Annotated in this window: 18 protein-coding genes and 1 pseudogene; 6 read left to right on the forward strand and 13 right to left on the reverse strand. The window is 64.9% G+C overall.

Features of this window, described 5'->3' with window-relative positions; genetic code table 11:
- The 3 genes from EOA29_RS05705 to EOA29_RS05715 all read right to left on the reverse strand — a co-directional run.
- The coding region (locus tag EOA29_RS05705) for a mannitol dehydrogenase family protein (RefSeq protein WP_245468418.1) at positions 1-869 on the reverse strand (869 nt) is incomplete at its 3' end.
- Entirely contained in the window at positions 866-1,648 is a 783-nt protein-coding gene (locus tag EOA29_RS05710; RefSeq protein WP_126091995.1) for an SDR family oxidoreductase, read from the reverse strand. The genes EOA29_RS05710 and EOA29_RS05705, both read right to left, overlap by 4 nt.
- 70 nt (positions 1,649-1,718) lie before the next feature.
- Positions 1,719-2,612: a MurR/RpiR family transcriptional regulator gene (locus tag EOA29_RS05715; protein ID WP_126091996.1), complete on the reverse strand. Its 894-nt coding sequence runs from the start codon at positions 2,610-2,612 to the stop codon at positions 1,719-1,721.
- Positions 2,613-2,797: 185 nt separating this feature from the next.
- Between EOA29_RS05715 and EOA29_RS05720 the strand changes: the two genes are divergently transcribed.
- From EOA29_RS05720 to EOA29_RS05730, 3 genes are all read left to right on the forward strand, one after another.
- A complete protein-coding gene (locus EOA29_RS05720; RefSeq protein ID WP_127220419.1) occupies positions 2,798-3,982 on the forward strand; it encodes a Gfo/Idh/MocA family oxidoreductase in 1,185 nt (394 codons plus the stop codon).
- Between the two features lie 176 nt (positions 3,983-4,158).
- Positions 4,159-5,844, forward strand: a complete 1,686-nt coding sequence (locus EOA29_RS05725) for a DUF6880 family protein (protein WP_245468419.1) — start codon at positions 4,159-4,161, stop codon at positions 5,842-5,844.
- Positions 5,845-5,848: 4 nt separating this feature from the next.
- On the forward strand, positions 5,849-6,445 hold the full coding sequence (locus EOA29_RS05730; RefSeq protein WP_126091998.1) for a hypothetical protein: 597 nt from the start codon (positions 5,849-5,851) through the stop codon (positions 6,443-6,445).
- Positions 6,446-6,481: 36 nt separating this feature from the next.
- Here EOA29_RS05730 and EOA29_RS05735 read toward each other — a convergent pair whose 3' ends face one another.
- Complete coding sequence (locus EOA29_RS05735; RefSeq protein ID WP_126091999.1) at positions 6,482-7,108, reverse strand: TetR/AcrR family transcriptional regulator; 627 nt, start codon at positions 7,106-7,108, stop codon at positions 6,482-6,484.
- A 225-nt stretch (positions 7,109-7,333) separates the two neighbouring features.
- On the opposite strand from EOA29_RS05735, the gene EOA29_RS05740 reads away from it, so the two are divergent.
- The gene (locus EOA29_RS05740) at positions 7,334-7,999 is read left to right on the forward strand and encodes a methyltransferase domain-containing protein (RefSeq protein WP_126092000.1); all 666 of its coding nucleotides are present in this window, start codon (positions 7,334-7,336) and stop codon (positions 7,997-7,999) included.
- Between the two features lie 64 nt (positions 8,000-8,063).
- Here EOA29_RS05740 and EOA29_RS05745 read toward each other — a convergent pair whose 3' ends face one another.
- Complete coding sequence (locus tag EOA29_RS05745) at positions 8,064-8,309, reverse strand: hypothetical protein (protein WP_126092001.1); 246 nt, start codon at positions 8,307-8,309, stop codon at positions 8,064-8,066.
- A gap of 314 nt (positions 8,310-8,623) precedes the next feature.
- On the opposite strand from EOA29_RS05745, the gene EOA29_RS05750 reads away from it, so the two are divergent.
- Complete coding sequence (locus EOA29_RS05750; protein ID WP_126092002.1) at positions 8,624-9,058, forward strand: hypothetical protein; 435 nt, start codon at positions 8,624-8,626, stop codon at positions 9,056-9,058.
- Between the two features lie 119 nt (positions 9,059-9,177).
- Here EOA29_RS05750 and EOA29_RS05755 read toward each other — a convergent pair whose 3' ends face one another.
- The 8 genes from EOA29_RS05755 to EOA29_RS05790 form a co-directional block, all read right to left on the reverse strand.
- Positions 9,178-10,368 carry an NADH-quinone oxidoreductase subunit D gene (locus EOA29_RS05755; RefSeq protein WP_126092003.1) on the reverse strand — a complete coding sequence of 397 codons (1,191 nt, stop codon included), beginning with the start codon at positions 10,366-10,368 and terminating at the stop codon, positions 9,178-9,180.
- Between the two features lie 69 nt (positions 10,369-10,437).
- A complete protein-coding gene (locus EOA29_RS05760) occupies positions 10,438-10,833 on the reverse strand; it encodes a hypothetical protein (protein ID WP_126092004.1) in 396 nt (131 codons plus the stop codon).
- 111 nt (positions 10,834-10,944) lie between these two features.
- Complete coding sequence (locus tag EOA29_RS05765) at positions 10,945-12,552, reverse strand: FGGY-family carbohydrate kinase (RefSeq protein WP_126092005.1); 1,608 nt, start codon at positions 12,550-12,552, stop codon at positions 10,945-10,947.
- 32 nt (positions 12,553-12,584) lie between these two features.
- On the reverse strand, positions 12,585-13,313 hold the full coding sequence (locus EOA29_RS05770) for an SDR family oxidoreductase (RefSeq protein WP_126092006.1): 729 nt from the start codon (positions 13,311-13,313) through the stop codon (positions 12,585-12,587).
- A 112-nt stretch (positions 13,314-13,425) separates the two neighbouring features.
- Complete coding sequence (locus EOA29_RS05775) at positions 13,426-14,310, reverse strand: AraC family transcriptional regulator (RefSeq protein ID WP_126092007.1); 885 nt, start codon at positions 14,308-14,310, stop codon at positions 13,426-13,428.
- A 176-nt stretch (positions 14,311-14,486) separates the two neighbouring features.
- Positions 14,487-15,437, reverse strand: coding sequence for an ABC transporter permease (locus tag EOA29_RS05780; RefSeq protein ID WP_126092008.1), 951 nt, complete (start codon positions 15,435-15,437; stop codon positions 14,487-14,489).
- A 23-nt stretch (positions 15,438-15,460) separates the two neighbouring features.
- Complete coding sequence (locus tag EOA29_RS05785) at positions 15,461-16,981, reverse strand: sugar ABC transporter ATP-binding protein (protein ID WP_126092009.1); 1,521 nt, start codon at positions 16,979-16,981, stop codon at positions 15,461-15,463.
- Positions 16,982-17,054: 73 nt separating this feature from the next.
- Positions 17,055-18,167, reverse strand: a complete 1,113-nt coding sequence (locus EOA29_RS05790) for a sugar ABC transporter substrate-binding protein (RefSeq protein ID WP_126092010.1) — start codon at positions 18,165-18,167, stop codon at positions 17,055-17,057.
- 376 nt (positions 18,168-18,543) lie between these two features.
- Here EOA29_RS05790 and EOA29_RS05795 point away from each other — a divergent pair.
- A pseudogene (locus EOA29_RS05795) lies at positions 18,544-19,038 on the forward strand (SGNH/GDSL hydrolase family protein); the annotation flags it as partial.

A 19,038-nucleotide genomic window follows, 5' to 3' on the forward strand; every position in this document is an offset into this window, starting at 1 on the left:
ACGTCGTTTACGAAGGTCGCTCCGACGAGGTCCCAGCGCGGCACGCGGCCGGCGAAACGGTCCTCGATCACCCATTGGCGGAAGCGCTCGCCGACGACGACGGCGCTGTCGCGGTAGCCGAAGCGCTTTTCCACCGCAGCGATATCAACCTCCGTCGTTGCCGGCGCGATGCGGTCGACCATGGCGGAAGGGAAGGTGACATTGCTCGCGATCCAATCCACCAGCCCATTGCCGCGCCGTTCGGCGAACGCCCGCACGACATTGCCGAGGATGATGCCGTTGGTCGGGATGTTGTCGCAGGACAGCAGCGTCACCGGCCGGCCATGCGAGCCCGTGCGCAGCTCCAGCGCCCTCGCCAGGATGCCGGGCACGCTGCGCGGCGCTTGTGGGTTGGCGAGGTCGTGCACGATGTCGGGATGGTCGAGGTCGAGCGCGCCGTTCGACGGAACGTGGCAATAGCCTTTCTCGGTCACCGTCATGGTGACCATCTCGATGTCGGACGAGGCGAGCACTTCGAGCGCCGGCCTGGCGCTGCCCTGACTGTCGATGACGCGGATGATGCTGCCGATGATGCGCGCTTCGACCTCGTCATTCTGGCGGATCAGCCGCGTGTAGAGGCCGTGCTGCCGGCCGAGCGTTTCGGCGAGAAGAGGCGGGCGGATGTTGATGCCGACCAGTCCCCAGCGGTCGAAATGGTTCGCCAGGAGATCGTCGGTATATTCGGCCTGGTGGCAGCGGTGGAAGGCGCCGACACCGATATGCGCGATACCCGGTCTCATTGCTGCGCGATCGTAAGCCGGCTTGCGGACCTCGGACGGCAAGCAACTGAGCAGGGCAGGGCCGAGGCTTTCGGCGCGCACCGCGCTCACCGGTTCGCTCCGATCACCCATTGCTCCTGGTCGATCAGCGCGCCGGTCATCGGCCCGGCAGCGTCGGAGAGCAGGAAGACGGCGAGGTTGGCGATGTCGCCCACCGAGAACAGCCGGCCGAAGGGCTGGGCCGCATTGGCCGCATCGAGCCAGCCCGGCCCATGGCCAAGCGTATCGGCCTGCATGACGCGCTCGGCCGGCGTGTCGGTCCAGCCGACATTGATGCCGTTGACGCGGATGCGGTCGAAGCGGTGGGCATTGGCGGCATTCTTGGTCAGCGTCGCCAGCGCGCCCTTGGTGGCGGAATAGACGGCAAGCTCGGGCGAGCCGCAATGCGCGTTGATCGACAGGATGTTGACGATGGCGCCGCCCCCGCCGCGCTTCGTCATGTCGGCGATGACCGCCTGCATCAGGAAGAAGGGCGCGCGCGCATTGACGGCGAACAGCGATGCCCAGTCTTCGAGGCTGGCATCGACGAAGGAGGCGCGGTCGGTAAGGCCCGCGGCATTCACGAGTGCGTCGATGCGGCCGAAGCGCTCGATGCAGGTCCGGGCGAGCATTGCCGGAGCCTCGGGATCGCCGAGGTCGGCGGCGGCAAAGGCGGTCGGGGTGCCCATGGCGGAAAGTTCGGCGGCGACAGCGTCGCCGCGTTTGCGGTCGCGGCCGGTGATCACAAGGCCTTCGGCGCCGGAGCGCGCGGCGGTCTCGGCGATCGCGCGGCCAATGCCCTGCGTCGCGCCGGTGACCAGCACCACCTTGTTGTCGAGCCGAACCTCCATTCCTCCTCCCGGAACAAAGTTTCTATTTTTTTAAAATGGAACAAAAGTTCCCGATAGTCAACCGCCACGGTCAGCCTGTCCGGCGCGCAACGACGCCGTGGACCAAAGCCATGCCGACGGCGAGCGATGCGGCGAGCGAGCGGAAGCCGGCGAAATCCGACTCTACCACCTCCAGCCAGGCGTCGGAGAGTCTCACCAGCGGCGAGAAGGTGCTGTCGGTGATGGCGACGATGCGCGCCTTGCGCTCATGCGCGACGGCGACGAGGTCGGGCGTGATCGAATTATAGGGGCTGAAGGAGACTGCGAGCACCGCGTCGCGCGGCGTTATGCAGCCGACCTGGTCGAGCGCGGTCGAGCCGACATTGTCGACCAGCACGTTGCGCACCCCCTGCTGCGACAGCGTCAGCGACAGATAGGTGGTGACGGGGAAGGCGCGCTTGCTGCCGATGACATAGATCAGTTCCGCGCTGGCCAGCAGTTCGACCATCTTCTCGAAGCTGTCGATGTCGAAGCCGTTGCCGATGCGGCCGAGTGAGGCTTGCGAGGCGCCGACCATGCCGTTGAGGAAATGCAGGTTGGCGTTGGGTTCGGCCGTGGGCTCGTGGCTGCGACCCTCCGGCCATGAGCCTTTCATGTGGTCCTTGAACAGGCCCTGGAAATCGGAAAACCCGGCATAGCCGAAGATCTGCGCGAAGCGCACCAGCGTCGAGGGCTGCACGCCGGCCTGGTCGGCCACCTGCGCGATGGTGCCGAGCGCCACGTCGCTCGGATGCTGCCACAGGAAGATGGCAACCTGGCGCAGCCGCTTCGGGAAATGCACGGTGCCGGAAGAGAGCACGGCGCGCAGTTCCTCATAGGTTTGCGGTTTGGTGTAGCCAAGTGCCGCCAGCGAACGGCTGCGTTTTCCCGCTGCCGTCTCCAGGCCGTGCGGAGACGGCTCGTCTGTCGGTTTGCGGCTGCTCATACGAGGTACCCGTTGACGGCTTGGAACATCCGAACCCTCCTCCGGATGCGGCCCATCGGTTGGGCCAAGAGAAACGCTATCGCGGCACGGGAGTTTTACAAAACGAAAAATAGAAATATCATTCGAAAAATTGCGGCAGGCGTCGCCGACAACGGATCGCCATTTCAGGGAGGATAATCGCAAACATGGTCCATGCAACCGCTGACGGAACCTCGCGCAAACGCCTGACGGTCGGCATGGTCGGCGGCGGCCGCAACGCCTTCATCGGCGCGGTGCATCGCCTCGCCATGCGGCTCGACGACCAGATCGCCCTCGTGGCGGGTGCGCTTTCCTCGGATCCGGAGAACGCGGCGGCATCGGCCGCCGAGATCGGCATAGCGCCGGAGCGCAGCTATGCCGACTATCATGCCATGGCGAAAGCCGAAGCGGCGCGGCCGGATGGCATCGAGGCGGTGGTCGTCGTCACGCCCAACCACCTGCATGCGCCGATCGCTACCGCCTTCCTCGAGGCCGGCATCGACGTCATCTGCGACAAGCCGCTGTCCACCACGCTAGCCGAGGCCGAAGCCCTGGTGGCGCTGACAAAAGCGAGGAAGCGCCGCTTCGTCGTCACGCTCAACAAAACCGGCTATGCCATGGTGCGGCAGGCGCGCGAGATGGTGGCGGCCGGCGCGCTCGGCCGCATCGTTTCCGTGCATGGCGCCTATATCCAGGACTGGCTGACGCAGCCGATCGACGCGCAAGGCCAGAAGCAGGCCGAATGGCGCACCGATCCGGCGCGCGCCGGACAGTCGGCGGTGCTCGCCGACATCGGCGTGCACGCCTTCAACCTGGCGAGCTTCATCTCGGGCTTCGAGGCGGAGGCGGTCTCGGCGGACCTGTTCACCGCCGTGCCCGGACGACGGCTCGACGACAATGCGCATGTCCTGGTGCGCTGGACAGGCGGAGCGCGCGGCACGATCCTCGCCAGCCAGACCTCGCCCGGCCACTACAACGACCTCTCGGTGCGCATCTATGGCGACAAGGCCGGGCTCGAATGGTTGGGCACGCGGCCGGAGGAGCTGCGCTTCTCGCCCTATGGCGAGGAAACCCGCACGCTGGTGCGCGGCGGCCACGGCTCGACCACGGAAGCGCGGCGCGTCTCGCGCATGCCGGCCGCCCATCCGGAAGGCTATATCGAGGCCTTCGCCAATTTCTACCGCGACGCCGCCGACATCATCCGCGCGCACCGAGTGGGCGGGGCTGTCGATGCGGCGCGCGCGGCGCAGGTACCGGACGTGGTCGACGGCGCGCGCGGCGTGAAGTTCGTGGCGGCGGCGGTGGAGTCGAACGCGGCGGGCGGAGCGTGGACGCCGGCGCGGGTTTCGTGATGCGAAATGGCCACGTTCTTGACGATCTCGGGAGAGCCACTACGATCGATTCGTCGCTGTCTTGATGCTGTTAAGCGGCGATCCAACCCGCCACCTTCGCGTCCGGTTCAGTGACATTTTTGGTCGATCGGGCAAGGTTCTGCATGTGATCGAATGGAGTTGGGGTCCAACCACATATGACCGAGAGCCGGACCCGCTTTGACGTCGCAACCTTGCGCGAGCTTGCGGGCGACAAGGTGTTTGCGCGTGGCGAAGCCTACTGCTCCCAAGGCCAGGTTGATATACTCACCACGGATGCGCGGCGCGTGCGCGCTCAGGTCGCCGGCACGGAGGACTACCGCGCAGAGGTCACCGGCCGGGGTTCCGAGATCGGAGGAAGCTGTTCCTGTCCGGCTTTCGACGATAGGGGTTTTTGCAAGCACATGGTCGCGGTCGCGCTGGCGACGAATGCTGCGGACGCGGAGCCGGAAGACGTCGGCGCGCTCGCCCGCATCCGGGAATACCTGCGCGCGAAAAGCATCGACGCCCTGATCGAAATGATTGTCGGGTTCATCGATGGCGATCCGACGCTGTTTCGCAAGCTCGACATGGCCGCGTCGACAATGAGCGCTGACGACAAGACGCTCGAAGCGCGTTTGCGCAAGGCCATAGATGACGAGACAAGGACGAGAGGCTACGTCGAATACCGCGCGGTACCTGGATGGGCCGCGGGCGTGGATGAGGTGCTTGACGTCGTCGCCGACCTTGTGCCGTCCGGGCGTTCGGTCCTCGCTTTGCGCTTGGCGGAGCATGCCTTCGACCGGATCGAAAGGGCGATCGGGTCAATCGACGACTCCGACGGTCATTGCGGCGGCCTGCTGTGCCGAGCGCAGGATATTCACTTGAGCGCTGCCCGCGCCGCGGGACCTGAACCTGTATTATTTGCCAGGACGCTGTTCGCTCGCGAGATGAAGGGCGAATATGACGCGTTCGACGGCGCTTCGACAATCTATGCCGACGTGTTGGGCGCGCTGGGACTTGCCGAGTATCGCCGCCTGGCGGCGGAGGCGTGGGAAAAGCTGACGCCGAAGGTCGGCCCACAGGCGGGACGTCTTTCGTCCACCACGGATGCTGACGCGAATTATGATTTGCTGATGCATGTCCTGGACGGGTTCGCCGAAAGCGATGGCGACCTCGATGCCCGCATAGGCTTGCGGGCGAAAGAGCTGTCGTCACCCTGGCGCTACTTACAGCTTGCGGAGTTCTGCCTCGCACATGGTCGAGCGGACGAGGCTCTTCGCCGCGCTGAAGAGGGGCTGTGGGTATTTGAGGACGACCGTTTGGACGAGCGGCTCGTGCTGCTCACGGTCGAGCTTCTTTCGCGTGCCGGCCGGTGCAAAGAGGCCGAAAAGCTGCTGCAACGAGCGTTCGAAAAGGCACCCAGCCTTCAACTGTACGAGGAACTGTGCCGGATTGGGGGCAGCGGCGCGGGCGAAGCCGCGACGAAGTTCCTACGATCGCAACTCGCAGGCAAAGCGCCGACGCGATGGGGATTCCCCGCAGACCTGCTCGTCCGCATCATGATCCATGACCGGGCGTTCGACGATGCTTGGGCGACGGTCCGCAAGTATGGTGTGTCGTCAAGCTTGCGTGAAACCCTCGCCGCGGCGAGCGAGGCGACACATCCCGGCGAGGCGATCGAGACCTATGCGACGCGCATAGATGAACTGGCTGAAGTCGGTGGGGCTCCCGCCTATGAGGAGGTGATGAAGTTGCTGCTCCGCATGGCAGGGCTGCGTTCTCCAAAGGAACAGGCCGCTCATATTGCCGAACTCAAGCTCCGCTTTGGCCGCAAACGCAATTTGATGAAGCTTATCGGATGAGTCCATGAAGCGGTCAGAGATCGAAAGCCAGAACCGGTACCTTCTGGAACGACAGCGCCAGTTCCGCATAGCGGCCGATGTCGTCACGCGGGCCTGGATGACGTTCTCCGAAATCGAGGCGATCGCCGTTATTGGCTCGGTGGCGAAACCGCTCTGGAAGGAGATTCCCAGGTTCAGCGAGTTCCGCCGGGCACGCATCGAGGTCTGGCATGAATGCGGCGACCTCGACCTGGCCCTATGGATCAATTCGCAGCACCGGCTCGGCGAACTGCGTCGCGCAGGCGCCGCCGCGCTGCGGCAGGCATTCGAGACAGGCGTCGGCATCAGCTTCGTCAGCCATCAACTCGACGTGTTCCTGTTCGAACCCGACAGCGACCGTTACCTTGGCCGGCTTTGCTCTTTCAGCAAATGTCCGAAGGGAAATCGGGATTGCCTGGTTCCCGGCTGCGGGACAATACGTTTCAACAAGCGCATTGCGGATTTCCAGCCTCACGCCGACCTATTGGCGCCGGTTGCGTATTCGACCCTTTATCGACGAGGTCGCGGCTTGCTCCGCTCTGCACTTGAATTGCCGAATGTCGATGAGGCCCACCCTCTCTGATCGGCTCAGTCGACGGGACCCCATCGTTGAGACCGATCAATCCGCATCGCGATGTGCAGCGGGGTGATCCGCCGGCCGTCGCTTGCCGCCTACCAAGGGTGAAAGCCCATCGAGCACCAGGCTCCGGAACATGGCGTCGACCTGGGCCGGCGACAGTTTCGGCTTCCGCTCGAACCACCAGTTCAGAGTCGTAAGGAAAGCGCCGACGATGAATTGCACGACGAAGTCGCGCGGCATCATATCGCCATGGAGGGTAGGGGGCAGTTCCTGCCGTACCATCTCTGACAGGATCAGGCGGATTTCATTCTCCGTCACGGCGCCGCCGCGCCCGCCGATCATCGTCCTGTAGTGATCGGCATACCGGGCGGCATGCTTGAACATGGCCGTGCTGAAGCCGAGCGGGTCGTCGTGCGAGGCCTCGGCTCCCACGCGCACCATCGATTGCGCCTCCTTGAGCTCCTCCCGAAGCATCTGGAAGCCGCTGCGCAGCAGATCCTCCTTGCCGGTATAGTGGGCGTAGAATGTCGAGCGGCCAATGTCGGCTTCATCGATGATGTCCTGCACCGAGAGAGCCTCGTAACCCTTGCGCAGCATAAGCGTCAGCAGCGCCTGGTGAAGGGCTTTGCGCGTGCGGGCCGCTCGCCGATCGATCTGGCGCGACATGGATCACTTCTCCTTCGCCGGTCCACGGAGCGTCTTTCCTGGCCCGCCTTTTCCAGGACGGCGGGCGCGGAATTGTCCACTAACGGACGTTCCGCCTGCATCGTCCGTCGAAAATTCCGGACAGAGTGTTCATTATCATACGGACTGTTTCGAAGCTTCGCCAGTCGTCGGCCGCTTTTCCCGGCATTCGCGGGTTCTTGAACTGCCTGTTGAAGGAAGGACGTGATGAACATGCACCATATGCGAAGCCAAGCGCGCGTCGCTGGAGCCGTAATGAGCCCCGACGCCAACAAGGGCATCGGCTTTCCGCGCCTCTACGACCTGCTGGTCCTTGTCCTGACCCGCGGGCGCGACCGGGCCTATCGCGAGGCGCTGCTCGATCTGGCCGGTCTGGCGCCGGGCTTCCAACTGCTGGAGGTCGGATGCGGCACCGGCACGCAGGCGATTTCCGCATGGCGCCGCGTGCAGCCCGGCGGATCGGTGGTCGGCGTCGACGTTTCCGAAAAGATGCTTGCCGCGGCTCGCCGCAAGGCCGGCCGGGCGGGCCTCGACATCGCCTTTCACCATGCCGATGCGGCCGAATTGCCGTTCGAGGACGGACGCTTCGATGCAGTCACTTTCACGACGGTGCTGCACATGGTGCCGGAAGCAAGACGCAGCCTTTGCCTGCGCGAGGCGGCACGCGTTCTGCCTCCGGGCGGACGGCTGTTGCTGATCGACTATGCAGGGCCCGTCAGTGAACGCGGACACATGTCGGCAAAGCACGGCCTGCATGGCCAGTTCGACCTGCACGGTCTTCGCCAACCGCTGGCGGCAACCGGATTCGAGCGCATCGAAGGCGGTCCGCTCAATTGGCTCGGCCTGCACTACCTGCGCGGCATCAGGGTATGAACATTGCGGCCACGCCGATGGCGGGCGTAAGTGCCAAACGCGGCACAGTAAGCGTTTCTATGAGTTACCTGGATTGCGGAACGTACGATCGAGTCGACGAAGGAGCGCTGGGAGAAGACTGCTCACGCCGACTGGCGCCGCCGAGCTTCGCCGAATGCTTGGGTGGCACGTCGTTCTCATCCGGATTGGGGACAGGGGTCTCGTCCGGCAGCCGCTCCGGATCCGGCTCGCGCATCGGCTTCGGGTCGGGGAACGGCGGCGGCGTGGGCACTGGCGTCGGCGTCGGGTCGGGGTTGGGGAGAATGGCCATAAAGTGGTTCCCTCGTTGCGCTGGCGGGCCGTCGGCGTGATGGGGTTTCCGGCAACCGGACATCCGCTCGACCAGAACATGATGGATTGATCACCGCATTCCCTGGCGCTCATCGAGCGTCCGGGGGGCGGCTGACGCTGGCAGAACGGTCACGCCCGCGGATGGTTCCAACGCGAATCCGTCGCAATCCGGCGGCGCGGGACACGAATGCCGATCAAATGATTCTCATAACCCGTTTCGGCTCTTGCCGGCGCCATGCAGCGCCTTAGTTCCGTAGTGGGGCGGGTGATCATCTGCCGACATAGGAGGCGGCCTTGAAGCACCAAACCGTAGACCAACTCAATGCCGTTGCCGACGTTCATGCTGAAGCAGCGGTTCTCATCGCCAGTCGAGGCCAGCGCCTCGAACGCTGGGCGCAACTTCTCGAGCAAGACCCCGGCCGGCGCCTCATGGCGCTTGCGGGCACCGAATATGCCACTCCAGAAGTGCGCGAAAGAATGCGTGCGGCCGGATCGCCGATCACTGTCGCTTTCGAAGACCCGATCTTTCGTGCTCAAGGTTTGCAGGACGACAGTTACGGCGAAGCGAAGCGCTTCTTCGAGCTTAGCGACTGGCAGCTGCACGAGGTCGTCTGCCATTGCCATGTCGGCGCCAACCTGCCGGCACGCTGGGCGGCGTCCCGTGTCCGTGCGGCCATCTCGCCGGGCTCAGGCATTCTTGCCTGGCTGAGAGGCCTGTTCACGTACTGAGCAATGGCCGCGGTTCGCGGAACCGCGCGGAAGGCTCAATACCGGACCCGAAGCGGCGGGGGAGTTGCATACTCTCCCGCCGCTCCATCGTAGCGACGCCTGGCACTCCACGTCATCAGTCAGCGATCGATCTCGCCAAACACGATGTCCAGCGAGCCGATGATTGCCGCGACGTCGGCGATCATGTGCCCGCGCGACAGATAGTCCATCGCCTGGAGATGGGCGAAAGACGGCGCGCGTATCTTGCAGCGGTACGGAACATTGCTGCCGTCCGAGACCAGATAGACGCCGAATTCCCCTTTCGGGGCTTCCACCGCGGCGTAGACCTCGCCGGGCGGCACGCGATGGCCCTCGGTATAGAGCTTGAAATGGTGGATCGTCGCCTCCATCGAGCGCTTCATGGTGGCGCGCGGCGGCGGGGTGATCTTCTGGTTGGGCACGGCGACCGGCCCCTGGCCATCGGTCGAGCGCAGTTTTTCCAGGCACTGCCTCATGATCCGCACCGACTGCCGCATCTCCTCCATGCGCACGAGATAGCGGTCGTAGCAGTCGCCGTGCTTGCCGACCGGAATGTCGAATTCCATCTCGGGGTAGCACTCGTAAGGCTGCGCCTTGCGCAAATCCCAGGCCGCGCCCGAGCCGCGCACCATCGGGCCGGAAAAACCCCAGGCCCAGGCGTCGTCGAGAGAGATCGCGCCGATGTCGACGTTGCGCTGCTTGAAGATGCGATTGTCGGTGAGGAGTTCCTCGAGGTTGTCGCAGACCTTCAGGAACGGATCGCAGAAATCCCAGATGTCGTCGAGCAACTGCCCCGGCAGATCCTGGTGCACGCCGCCGACCCGAAAGTAATTGGCGTGCATGCGCGCGCCGGACGCACGCTCATAGAACACCATCAGCTTCTCGCGCTCGACGAAGCCCCAGAGCGGCGGCGTCAGCGCGCCGATATCCATGGCCTGCGTGGTGACGTTGAGCAGATGCGACAAGAGCCGGCCGATCTCGCAAAACAGGACGCGGATGAGCTGCCCGCGCCGGGGAACCGATATTTCGAGCAGCTTCTCGGCGGCGAGGCAGAAGGCATGCTCCTGGTTCATCGGCGCCACATAGTCGAGCCGGTCGAAGTACGGCAGGGCCTGCAGATAGTTCTTGTATTCGATCAGCTTTTCCGTGCCGCGGTGCAGCAGGCCGATATGCGGATCGGCGCGGTCGACGATCTCCCCGTCCAGCTCCAGCACCAGCCTGAGCACGCCATGCGCCGACGGATGCTGCGGTCCGAAGTTGAGGGTGAAATTGCGGACGGCGGTTTCGGCCATGGCGGCCCCTCCGCGGAATCTGGTCTTGTTGGCCGTGACGGTCGGGTCAGCCGCGTCTGACGACGCCGGTCACGTCGTGGTCTGGATGATCAGCGTCAGCGTGCCGTCGCCGTCGATGTTGGCCGCAACGACCTGCGAGGAATTCAGCCCGTTTGCATGCAGCACCGATACCGCCTCGGGTGAGGCATCGATCGATTTCTGCAGCTTGGCCAGGTCCTTGGCGGTCGTCCTGGTGACCACGGCTTCGGCTTGGGCCTTGATCTCCGCGGGCAAGTCCTCCATCGCCACCACCACAACATTGGTAACGCTCTGGCCGGAATTTCCCGGATCGGGTTGCACCTGGTCGGGCAGAGGCTGTTCAGCCGGCGGCAGAGCCTGGGGCGGTTGCGGATCGGCGCGTTGAGCCGACACCGGCTGCGCCAGGGCAAAGGTCGAAAGAGCGAGCATCATCGTCAACGTCCGCATCGTCTTTCCTTCCGTCTCTCGAAGTCTGACGACACAACCCCTCCGCCCGGCGATGGTTCCGGGCGAAGAGTGCAAGTGACGGTGAACGTCGGCGGGAGGCGGCTGGAGATCTCACACGGCCAGCACCGACAGCGCGGCGGCCTGCAGGCGTTCGAACGCGGCAAAGCGCCTGTCGTGCCAGGCGGCGAGCGAAGAATTCGGCGAATAGACCTCGCCCACCTCCGACATCGCCGCCATGGCCGCAGGAAGGTCGGGGTGGCGGCCGGCGGCCACGGCGCCGAGCATCGCCGAGCCGAGCAGCACCGGCTCGGGGGACGTCGGCGCGTAGACCACCTTGCCGGTGGCGTCGGCGATGAGCTGCCGCACGAGCGGGCTTTGTCCCGCGCCGCCGCTGATGGCGATCGTATCGATCTCGATGCCGCGGCCATGCATGGCCGCCAGGATCTGGCGCGCGCCATAACCGAGGCCGCACAGGCCGGCGAGATAGAGCGCGACGAGGCTGTCGGCGCCGGTCGCCATGTCCAGCCCGGCAATCAGCCCGCGCGCTTCGGGGTTGGCCAAAGGCGCGCGGTTGCCGAGAAATTCGGGAACGACGTGCAGGCTGCCGATAAGCCTATCGGCCCTGGCCGCGCCGCCGTGCCGTTCGGCTTCCTGCGCCAGCCATTGGCTGAGGCTCTGGCCGCTGCGCGCCGCGATGCCGGCAAGCTCGACGGCGGCGGGGTGCATGCCGACGAGACGATCGATGGCGGCGCCCGCCGCCGATTGGCCGCCTTCGTTCAGCCACAGGCCCGGCACCATGGCGGAGAAGTAAGGCCCCCACACGCCAGGCACGAAGGCCGCCTGCTCGGTCGTCGTCATGGTGCAGGCGGAAGTACCGAAGACATAGGCCATGCGCGTCGTCACGTCGCCGGCGCCGCCGCGCGCGCCGACCGAGCCGATGCCGCCGGCATGGGCATCGATCATGCCGGCAGCGACCGGCGTTCCAGGCAACAGGCCGAGCTCGGCCGCCGCCTCGTCCGTCAAGCCGTTGGAGAGCGCGCTTCCGGGCGCCACGATCTCGGTGCCGATCCGCGTGAATTTCTCATCCGCAAGCGCGCCCAGCCCGACCTTGCGGAAATAGGCGTCGTCCCAGCGCGCCTCGTGCGCGAGATAGGTCCATTTGCAGGTCACGGTGCAGGTCGAGCGCGCCAGGCTGCCGGTTGCCCGCCAGGTGAGGAAATCGGCGAGGTCCATGAACTGCCATGCCGCCGAAAAGGTCCCGGGCATGTTCTCGGCGAGCCACAGGAGTTTCGGCGTTTCCATCTCCGGCGAGATGGTGCCGCCGACAAAGCGCAGCACGTCCTCGCCGGTGTCGTTGATCCGGCGCGCCTGATCGGTGGCGCGGTGATCCATCCAGACGATGATGTTGCGCTCCGGATCGCCCGACGGGCTGACCGTCAGCGGCGCGCCGCCCGGCCCGAGAACGACAAGCGAGCAGGTCGCATCGAAGCCGATGCCATGCACCGATTGCGCTGAAATGCCGGCTAGCGACACGGCCTCGCGGACGGTGGCCGCGACGGCGCGCCAGATGTCGTTGCTCGACTGCTCGACGATGTGGCCTTCGGCGTGCCAGATGGCGATGTCGGCCTTGGCGGAGGCGAGCAGCACACCTTGTTCGTCAAAGATGCCCGCGCGGGCACTGCCGGTGCCGATGTCGATGCCGATGAAATGGCTGCTCATGACTTCAGATCCTTCGCCGGTCCAAACGGTTTCTATAGGTCATTGCTTTGCGGCAGGATGACAAGATCGCGAATGGTGACGGTGCGCGGCCGGGTCAGCATGAACATGACGGCTTCCGCCACTTCGATCGGCTGCATCAGCCCGCCGGCGGCAAGCTCCTGCTCGAGCTTGTCCTTCGGCCAATCCTTGATGAGCGCGGTGACAACCGGACCGGGTGCGACGGCGCCGACGCGCAGGCCGTATCTGGCGACCTGCCGCCGGACTGTGTGCACGAAGGCCTGCACGGCGTGCTTGGAAGCGGTGTAGATCGGCTCCCACACGACGGGCACCAGGCCGGCGATCGAGCTGGTCATGACGATGTCGCCCGTCTTGCGTTCGACCATATGCGGCAGCACGGCCCGGATGGAGCGGAAGGCGGCGTTGATGTTGAGGTTCAGCATGCGGTCCCAGGCATCGGGGTCGCCACTCACCACCTCGCCGCCGATATAGGCGCCGGCATTGGCGTGGAAGATATCGAGCCGGCCGGCACGGTCGAGGATCCCGGGCATCATGCGGGCTGCATCGGCGGTATCCGTCAGATCGACCCGCAACGGGATCGCCGCCGGGCCAAGTTCCTCGCAGACGGCGCGCAGCGCCTCTCCGTCGCGGTCGACCAGCACCACGCGCGCGCCTTCCGAGACCATCATGCGGGCGCATTCGAGTCCGATGCCGGAGGCGGCTCCAGTGACCGCGGCGACCTTGTCGATCAGTTTCTGAGCCATGGGGTCCTCATGTTCCGTCTTGCCGTTCCAGTCCGCACGCAGGCAACGCTTCGCCTCGCCGGGGTCGGCTTGCTCCCGGCTACCGTCTTCCGCTGTCTGTCGTGCCGGCTGGCTAGGCCGCTTTCGCCAGGTTGATATTGTGCAGTGTCAGCCGCCGGAAATGCGAAGGCGTCATGCCTTTCTCGGCGAGGAACTGCCGGTTGAAGTTGGAAAGGGTGTTGTAGCCGACCTCGAAGCAGATATTGGTGATCGAGGCCTGCTCGTCGCTCATCAGCATCTGGCAGGCCAGATTGATGCGCAGCCGCTTCACATATTGCACCAGCGTCATCCCGGTATGCTGGCGGAAGGAGCGTGAAAAGACGCTGGGCGACTGGCCGGCGATGGCGGCCAGATCCGTCTCGCTGAAGGGCTGGGTCAGGTTCTCGCGCAGATAGGCAAGCGCCTTGTTGATGCCGGCCGACATATAGCCCGACGGGTCGGGCAGGTAGCTTGCGCTGGCGAGCATCCGCGCGCCCTCCGCGCGGCTGAGCAGGCCCATCATCATCATGAACAGCTCGATGCGGCGCACACCTTGCGAATTCATGATCTCTTCCATCAGCGGGGCGAGCTGCCGGCTGGTCTGCCGGCTGAACAGGACGCCGCGGCGCGAGGCCTCCAGCACCGGCGTCAGTGCACCAAGCTCGGGGAAGGTGTTGATGGCGCCGTCGATGAAGCCCTCGTTGAATTGGATGATGCGGCAGCGCAGCGGCACCGTCGCGTCCTTCGGCACATCGCTCACCCAGTTGTGCGGCAGGTTGGGGCCGGTCAGCACCAGATTGAACGGCTCGAACTCGCCGATGAAGTCGCCGACGAAATAACGGCCGCGGGTGGCGACGATGAGATGCAGCTCATATTCCGGATGGAAATGCCAGCGCACGGTGCGGAACGGATAGCCGTGCGACCAGGCGGTGAACGACTCGCCCGGCCTGATCTGCACAACCTCGAGATCAGGTTTCATCGCTGTTCCTCCCGAATCGAAACCCTGAGCGCGATCGCCTCGTCGACGCGCCACCTCCCATCGGTCTCATACCGGCCAGACTACTGAGCCGACAAAACCGGCGCCACTATGTTCCCGTCCGACCATTAGTACTTTTTTGACTATCCTGAGCCTCCTCCACAAAGCCGACGCCGCCTTCAAACGACGCCGCGCTCCTCGCTTCTGATGCGGAAGGCGTCGACGGCGATCGCGAGCAGGATCATCGCTCCGCCGATCATCTGGATATAATAGGCCGAGACATTGATGAGCTGCAGGCCGGTCTGGATGACGGTGATGAGCAGCGTGCCGCCGAGCATGCCGATGACGCGGCCGCGCCCGCCGAACAGCGAGACGCCGCCGATGACGGGTGCCGCCACGGCATAGAGCAGCGTCGTGCTGCCGACGGTGACGCTAACGCCGCCAAGATAGGAGGTGTAGAGGAAGCCGGCGAGCCCCGCGAGGAAGCCCGAGGCGGTGAAGGCGCCGAGCCTTGCGCGCTTGACGTTGATGCCGGCGGCGTTGGCCGCCCGGCGGTTGCCGCCGGTGGCGTAGAGGTTCCGCCCCCAGGCCGAATAGGCAAGCACGACATGGGCCAGGAGATAGGCGACGAACAGCGCGATCGGCATCACCGGCCAGTTGCCGATGGTGGCGCTGCCTATGTAGCTGTAGCCTTCGTCGGTGACGACCATGGTGCGCGCCTGCGTGGCGCCGAGCACCGCCCCTTGCAGGAAAAGCCCCATCGCCAGCGTCGCGATCAGCGAGTTCATGCGCAGATAAGCGACGAAGTAGCCGTTGAGCAGGCCGACAAACACGCCGGCGGCGATGGTGATGAGGACGGCAAGCGTCCAGTGGACGCCGAACTGCTGCATGGCATAGGCGCCGACCATGCTCGAGAAGACGAGATTGCCGACCACGGACAGGTCGATCTCGCCGATCAGAAGCGTGAAGGAAACCGCAAGCACAAGGACGCCCAGCGTGGTCGCCTGCACCAGCACGTTCTGCAGATTGCCTTCCGAGAGGAAGAACGGATTGAGGAAACCGGCAAGGATGCTGAACACGACGATCAGGATCCAGACCACATTGTCGAGAAGGAATTTCTTGCTGGCCATTTCGGAGCCTTACCTCAAAACTTTCATCGCGCCGTTCTCGCTTCGGCGATCGCGTCGATGGTTATCTCGGCGCCCTGCAGCGTGCGCGCGATACGACCCCTGGAGAAGATCACCACGCGGTCGACGAGGCGCTGCATCTCTTCCGGGTCCTGGGCGAGCAGCAGCACGCTGACGCCCTTCTTCGTCGCATCGTCGATCAGGCGGTGGATCTGTTCCTTGGCGGCGACATCGACGCCGACGGTCGGCTCGTCGAGCAGAAGCAGCCTTGGCTTGCGTTCCAGCAGCCGGCCGAGCAGCACCTTCTGCTGGTTGCCGCCGGACAGTTCGCCGATCTCCTGGCCGCCGCTGCCCATGACGATATCCATGGCGCCGCGCGCCTCGCGCATGCGGCGGCTCATACCGGCGCCGCTGACCAGCCAGCCGAGCGACCGCGGCCAATTGCCGAGGTTGAGATTCTCGGTCACCGACATCGAGCCGACCAGACCTTCGCCGATGCGGTCGTGGGTGAGATAGGCGATGCCCGAGTCGAGACTCTGCCCCGGCAAGCCGAGACGCGCCTCCCGCCCATCGATGATGACGGCGCCGGCTTCGATGGGAAGCAGACCGCCGAGCGCCCGCATCAGTTCCTGCGGCCCTTCGCCGAGCAGACCGACGAGGCCGACGATCTCGCCACGGCCGATCGTCAGGTCGACCGGTCCGCCGCCGGGAAAGGAAAGCCCGCGGAGCGCGATGGCGGCGGAGTAGTTCTCGCGGCTGCGGTGGAACTCGGCGACATCGGCGCCGGTGATGACGCGCGCCATGGCGTCGGCCGAAAGCTCTGCCGCCTTGCCGCTGGCGGTGACCTTGCCGTCACGCAGGACCGTGTATTCCGAACAAAGCTGCCGCACCTCGTCATTGTGGTGCGAGATGTAGATGAAGGATGTGCCTCTTTCGGTGAGGCTTTCTACCCATTCGAGAAGATGCAGCCGTTCCGCCGCGGCCAGGCCCGCCGTCGGCTCGTCGAGGATGATCAGCGAGGCTTCGGCCGCGACCGCCTTGATGATGGCGAGCCTGCGCCTGTCGCTGGCGCCGAGGTCGCCGGCGCGCCGCCGCGGGTCGACCGGCATGCCGTGGCTTTCGAGCTGGCGCGCCGCCAGGCGATGAAGCGCTGCCCAGTCGGTCAGGCCGAAGCGCCTCGGCAATTCCGGCAGCAGAAGGTTCTCGCCGATCGAAAGGTCCTCGAAGATCTCCGAATGCTGGGAGAGAAGATGGAGCCCGCGCTTCCTGCGCGCCGTCAGCGGCAGGGCCGATACGTCCTCGCCGGCCAACAGGATCGAACCGCCGTCATGGTGCAAGAGGCCGGCGATGATGTTGGACAGCGTCGACTTGCCGGCGCCATTCTTGCCGAGCAGGCCATGGATCGCCCCTTTCGAGACGGTCAGCGAGACGCCGTCCAACACCGCAAGCGGGCCGAAGCGCTTGAAGACGTTGTCGACGGTCAGGACAGCACCGGCGTTGTCCGGCGCAAGACTATCGGGCACGATCGTGCCTTCGGCGACATTCATCTGGATAACCGGTAATTCCGAAATGGGGTGAGAACGCGACGGCGCGTTCCCACCCGTCTCGTCGGCTGCGATCTCAGCCGGCGTTCTGCTGCATCTTCCACACCTGGGTCACGACATTGGCCCAGTGGCGCGGGTCGTCGGCGTTCTCCTTGGTGAGGAAGTAGGGCGGGATGGTCAGCAGCGGGCCGCACGGGCTGTCGGCGATCGTGCCCTTCTCCCAGAAATACTTCTTGTTCTCGTAGGGTCCGGTCGGGACCGGTTTGCCCTTCAGCGTGTATTCTTCCAGCAGGTCGACGACGATCTCGACATAGGCGATCGGGTCCTGCGCGATATCGGCGTCGATCTCGCCGGCCTTCACCCATTCCAGCGCGTTCGGCGAGGCATCGATGCTGGTCAGGATGATGTGCTTCTCGTGGCCGACCGGGAACAGCCGCTTCTGCGTTTCGAGCGCCTTTCGCGCATCGACGACGAAGATGTCGGTCGGCATGTGGATGGCGTCGAGGTCCGGCCGCTCGCGCAGCGTCGCCGAGACCACGGCGAGCGCCTGCTCATGCTGGTTGTTCTGCGGCCGCGAGATGATCTCGATGTTGGGGTATTTGCTCTTCAGCGTGTCCTCGAAACCGTCCTTGCGGTCGCGCAGCGCGACCGCCGTCAGCGAGCCGTAATTGTTGAGCACGCTGCCCTTCGGCGAGCCATGTTTCTTGGTCAAAAGCTCAGCGGTCTTCTCGGCCGCCATGACGCCCGACTGCTTGTTGTCGAAGGTGACGGAGGCGGCCACCTCGCCGCCGGTGAGCACGGTGTCGACCATGCCGAGCGGCACGCCAAGCGACGTCGCCTTCTTGGCCAGCGGGATGAGCAGTTCCGAGTCCAGTGCGTCGGAAATGAGGTAGCGCGGCTTCTGCAACAGAAGGCTGTTCCAGTCGTTGACCTGCGCGTTGGCATCGCCATTGGCGTCCTTGCCGACGAACTCCAGGCCGAGGCTTTCGACCTTGCGCTTCAGCGCCTCCTGCAGCACGACGAAGAAGAAGAACCCGAGATAGCCGGTCTCCCAGGCCACAATTTTGGAGGCCGCGCCTTGCGCCGCAGCGCGCTCGCCACTCGCCAGCAACAGGCCGCCGGCGGTGGCTGCCGCACCCTGCAAAAGCGTGCGGCGGTTCATCATAAAGCTCTTGGTTTCGGAACCCATGTCTCGCTCCCTGAAAATGGTTGGAATCCATTGCCGGCGCGGCTTTTCCACGAAGCCGCCCGACGGGGCATGCAGCCCTGGACATCTTCCGGACGTCTCCTCCCCCGGCGATCTGATGTCGATTTCAGGCTAGGCGCGCGCTGTCCGGCCAGCCACCACGTTCCGGGGCAGGTGTTAGTACTTTTTTGATTCCGCTCGGGAAAACCGATGTTGCGGCTGCGCCATCATTCCGGAAAGCGAAGGGCTGGACTGCAGGTGCGTGGTGCGGCGAGTCAAAAATGTATGTGTCGCGGAAAGCGCAACCGGTAGCCTGCGTCGCGCGCCGCGGCTATCTGTGTTCGCGCGGGCTACGCCGAAAATCGAAGGGATGGAGAAGATGGAACACTGGATCGGAACCTGGAGCGCCAGCCCGATGAATGTCTGGCCCGGAGACGCCGTGCTCTACGGCTTCCACCAGCAGACGGTGCGCCAGGTGTTGCGCGTCAGCAAGGGCGGCGAGAGGTTGCGATTGAGGCTGTCCAACGAATATGGCGCCTCGCCGATCCGGATCGGCGCCGCTACCGTGGCCCTTGCCGCGAAGGAGGGCGCGGTCGATGCCGCGACGATCCGGCATGTGACATTCGGCGGCGAGAGGCAGGCCGATCTGGCGCCCGGCGCGCCGCTGCTCAGCGACCCGATCGAGCTCAAGGTTCCCGATCTCGGACAGATTGCGATCAGCCTTTATTTCCCCGACTTCGCGCCGATCGAGACCTATCACTACGAGGCGCAACAGACCGCTTATATCTCCGAGTTCGGCGATTTCGCCGAAGCGCCCGAATTGCCGGTGCAGCAGACCTCGACCAGCCGTTATTTCCTCAGCGCCGTCCTGGTC

The organism is Mesorhizobium sp. M1E.F.Ca.ET.063.01.1.1, assembly GCF_003998155.1.
GTDB lineage: Bacteria > Pseudomonadota > Alphaproteobacteria > Rhizobiales > Rhizobiaceae > Mesorhizobium.

What these genes read in the sequence shown, in the direction of transcription:
- EOA29_RS05710 (WP_126091995.1), bottom strand. Translation starts at nt 1,648, where the DNA reads ATGGAGGTTCGGCTCGACAACAAGGTGGTGCTGGTCACCGGCGCGACG.
- EOA29_RS05715 (WP_126091996.1), bottom strand. Translation starts at nt 2,612, where the DNA reads ATGAGCAGCCGCAAACCGACAGACGAGCCGTCTCCGCACGGCCTGGAG.
- EOA29_RS05720 (WP_127220419.1), top strand. Translation starts at nt 2,798, where the DNA reads ATGGTCCATGCAACCGCTGACGGAACCTCGCGCAAACGCCTGACGGTC.
- EOA29_RS05725 (WP_245468419.1), top strand. Translation starts at nt 4,159, where the DNA reads ATGACCGAGAGCCGGACCCGCTTTGACGTCGCAACCTTGCGCGAGCTT.
- EOA29_RS05730 (WP_126091998.1), top strand. Translation starts at nt 5,849, where the DNA reads ATGAAGCGGTCAGAGATCGAAAGCCAGAACCGGTACCTTCTGGAACGA.
- EOA29_RS05735 (WP_126091999.1), bottom strand. Translation starts at nt 7,108, where the DNA reads ATGTCGCGCCAGATCGATCGGCGAGCGGCCCGCACGCGCAAAGCCCTT.
- EOA29_RS05740 (WP_126092000.1), top strand. Translation starts at nt 7,334, where the DNA reads ATGAACATGCACCATATGCGAAGCCAAGCGCGCGTCGCTGGAGCCGTA.
- EOA29_RS05745 (WP_126092001.1), bottom strand. Translation starts at nt 8,309, where the DNA reads ATGGCCATTCTCCCCAACCCCGACCCGACGCCGACGCCAGTGCCCACG.
- EOA29_RS05755 (WP_126092003.1), bottom strand. Translation starts at nt 10,368, where the DNA reads ATGGCCGAAACCGCCGTCCGCAATTTCACCCTCAACTTCGGACCGCAG.
- EOA29_RS05760 (WP_126092004.1), bottom strand. Translation starts at nt 10,833, where the DNA reads ATGCGGACGTTGACGATGATGCTCGCTCTTTCGACCTTTGCCCTGGCG.
- EOA29_RS05765 (WP_126092005.1), bottom strand. Translation starts at nt 12,552, where the DNA reads ATGAGCAGCCATTTCATCGGCATCGACATCGGCACCGGCAGTGCCCGC.
- EOA29_RS05770 (WP_126092006.1), bottom strand. Translation starts at nt 13,313, where the DNA reads ATGGCTCAGAAACTGATCGACAAGGTCGCCGCGGTCACTGGAGCCGCC.
- EOA29_RS05775 (WP_126092007.1), bottom strand. Translation starts at nt 14,310, where the DNA reads ATGAAACCTGATCTCGAGGTTGTGCAGATCAGGCCGGGCGAGTCGTTC.
- EOA29_RS05780 (WP_126092008.1), bottom strand. Translation starts at nt 15,437, where the DNA reads ATGGCCAGCAAGAAATTCCTTCTCGACAATGTGGTCTGGATCCTGATC.
- EOA29_RS05785 (WP_126092009.1), bottom strand. Translation starts at nt 16,981, where the DNA reads ATGAATGTCGCCGAAGGCACGATCGTGCCCGATAGTCTTGCGCCGGAC.
- EOA29_RS05790 (WP_126092010.1), bottom strand. Translation starts at nt 18,167, where the DNA reads ATGGGTTCCGAAACCAAGAGCTTTATGATGAACCGCCGCACGCTTTTG.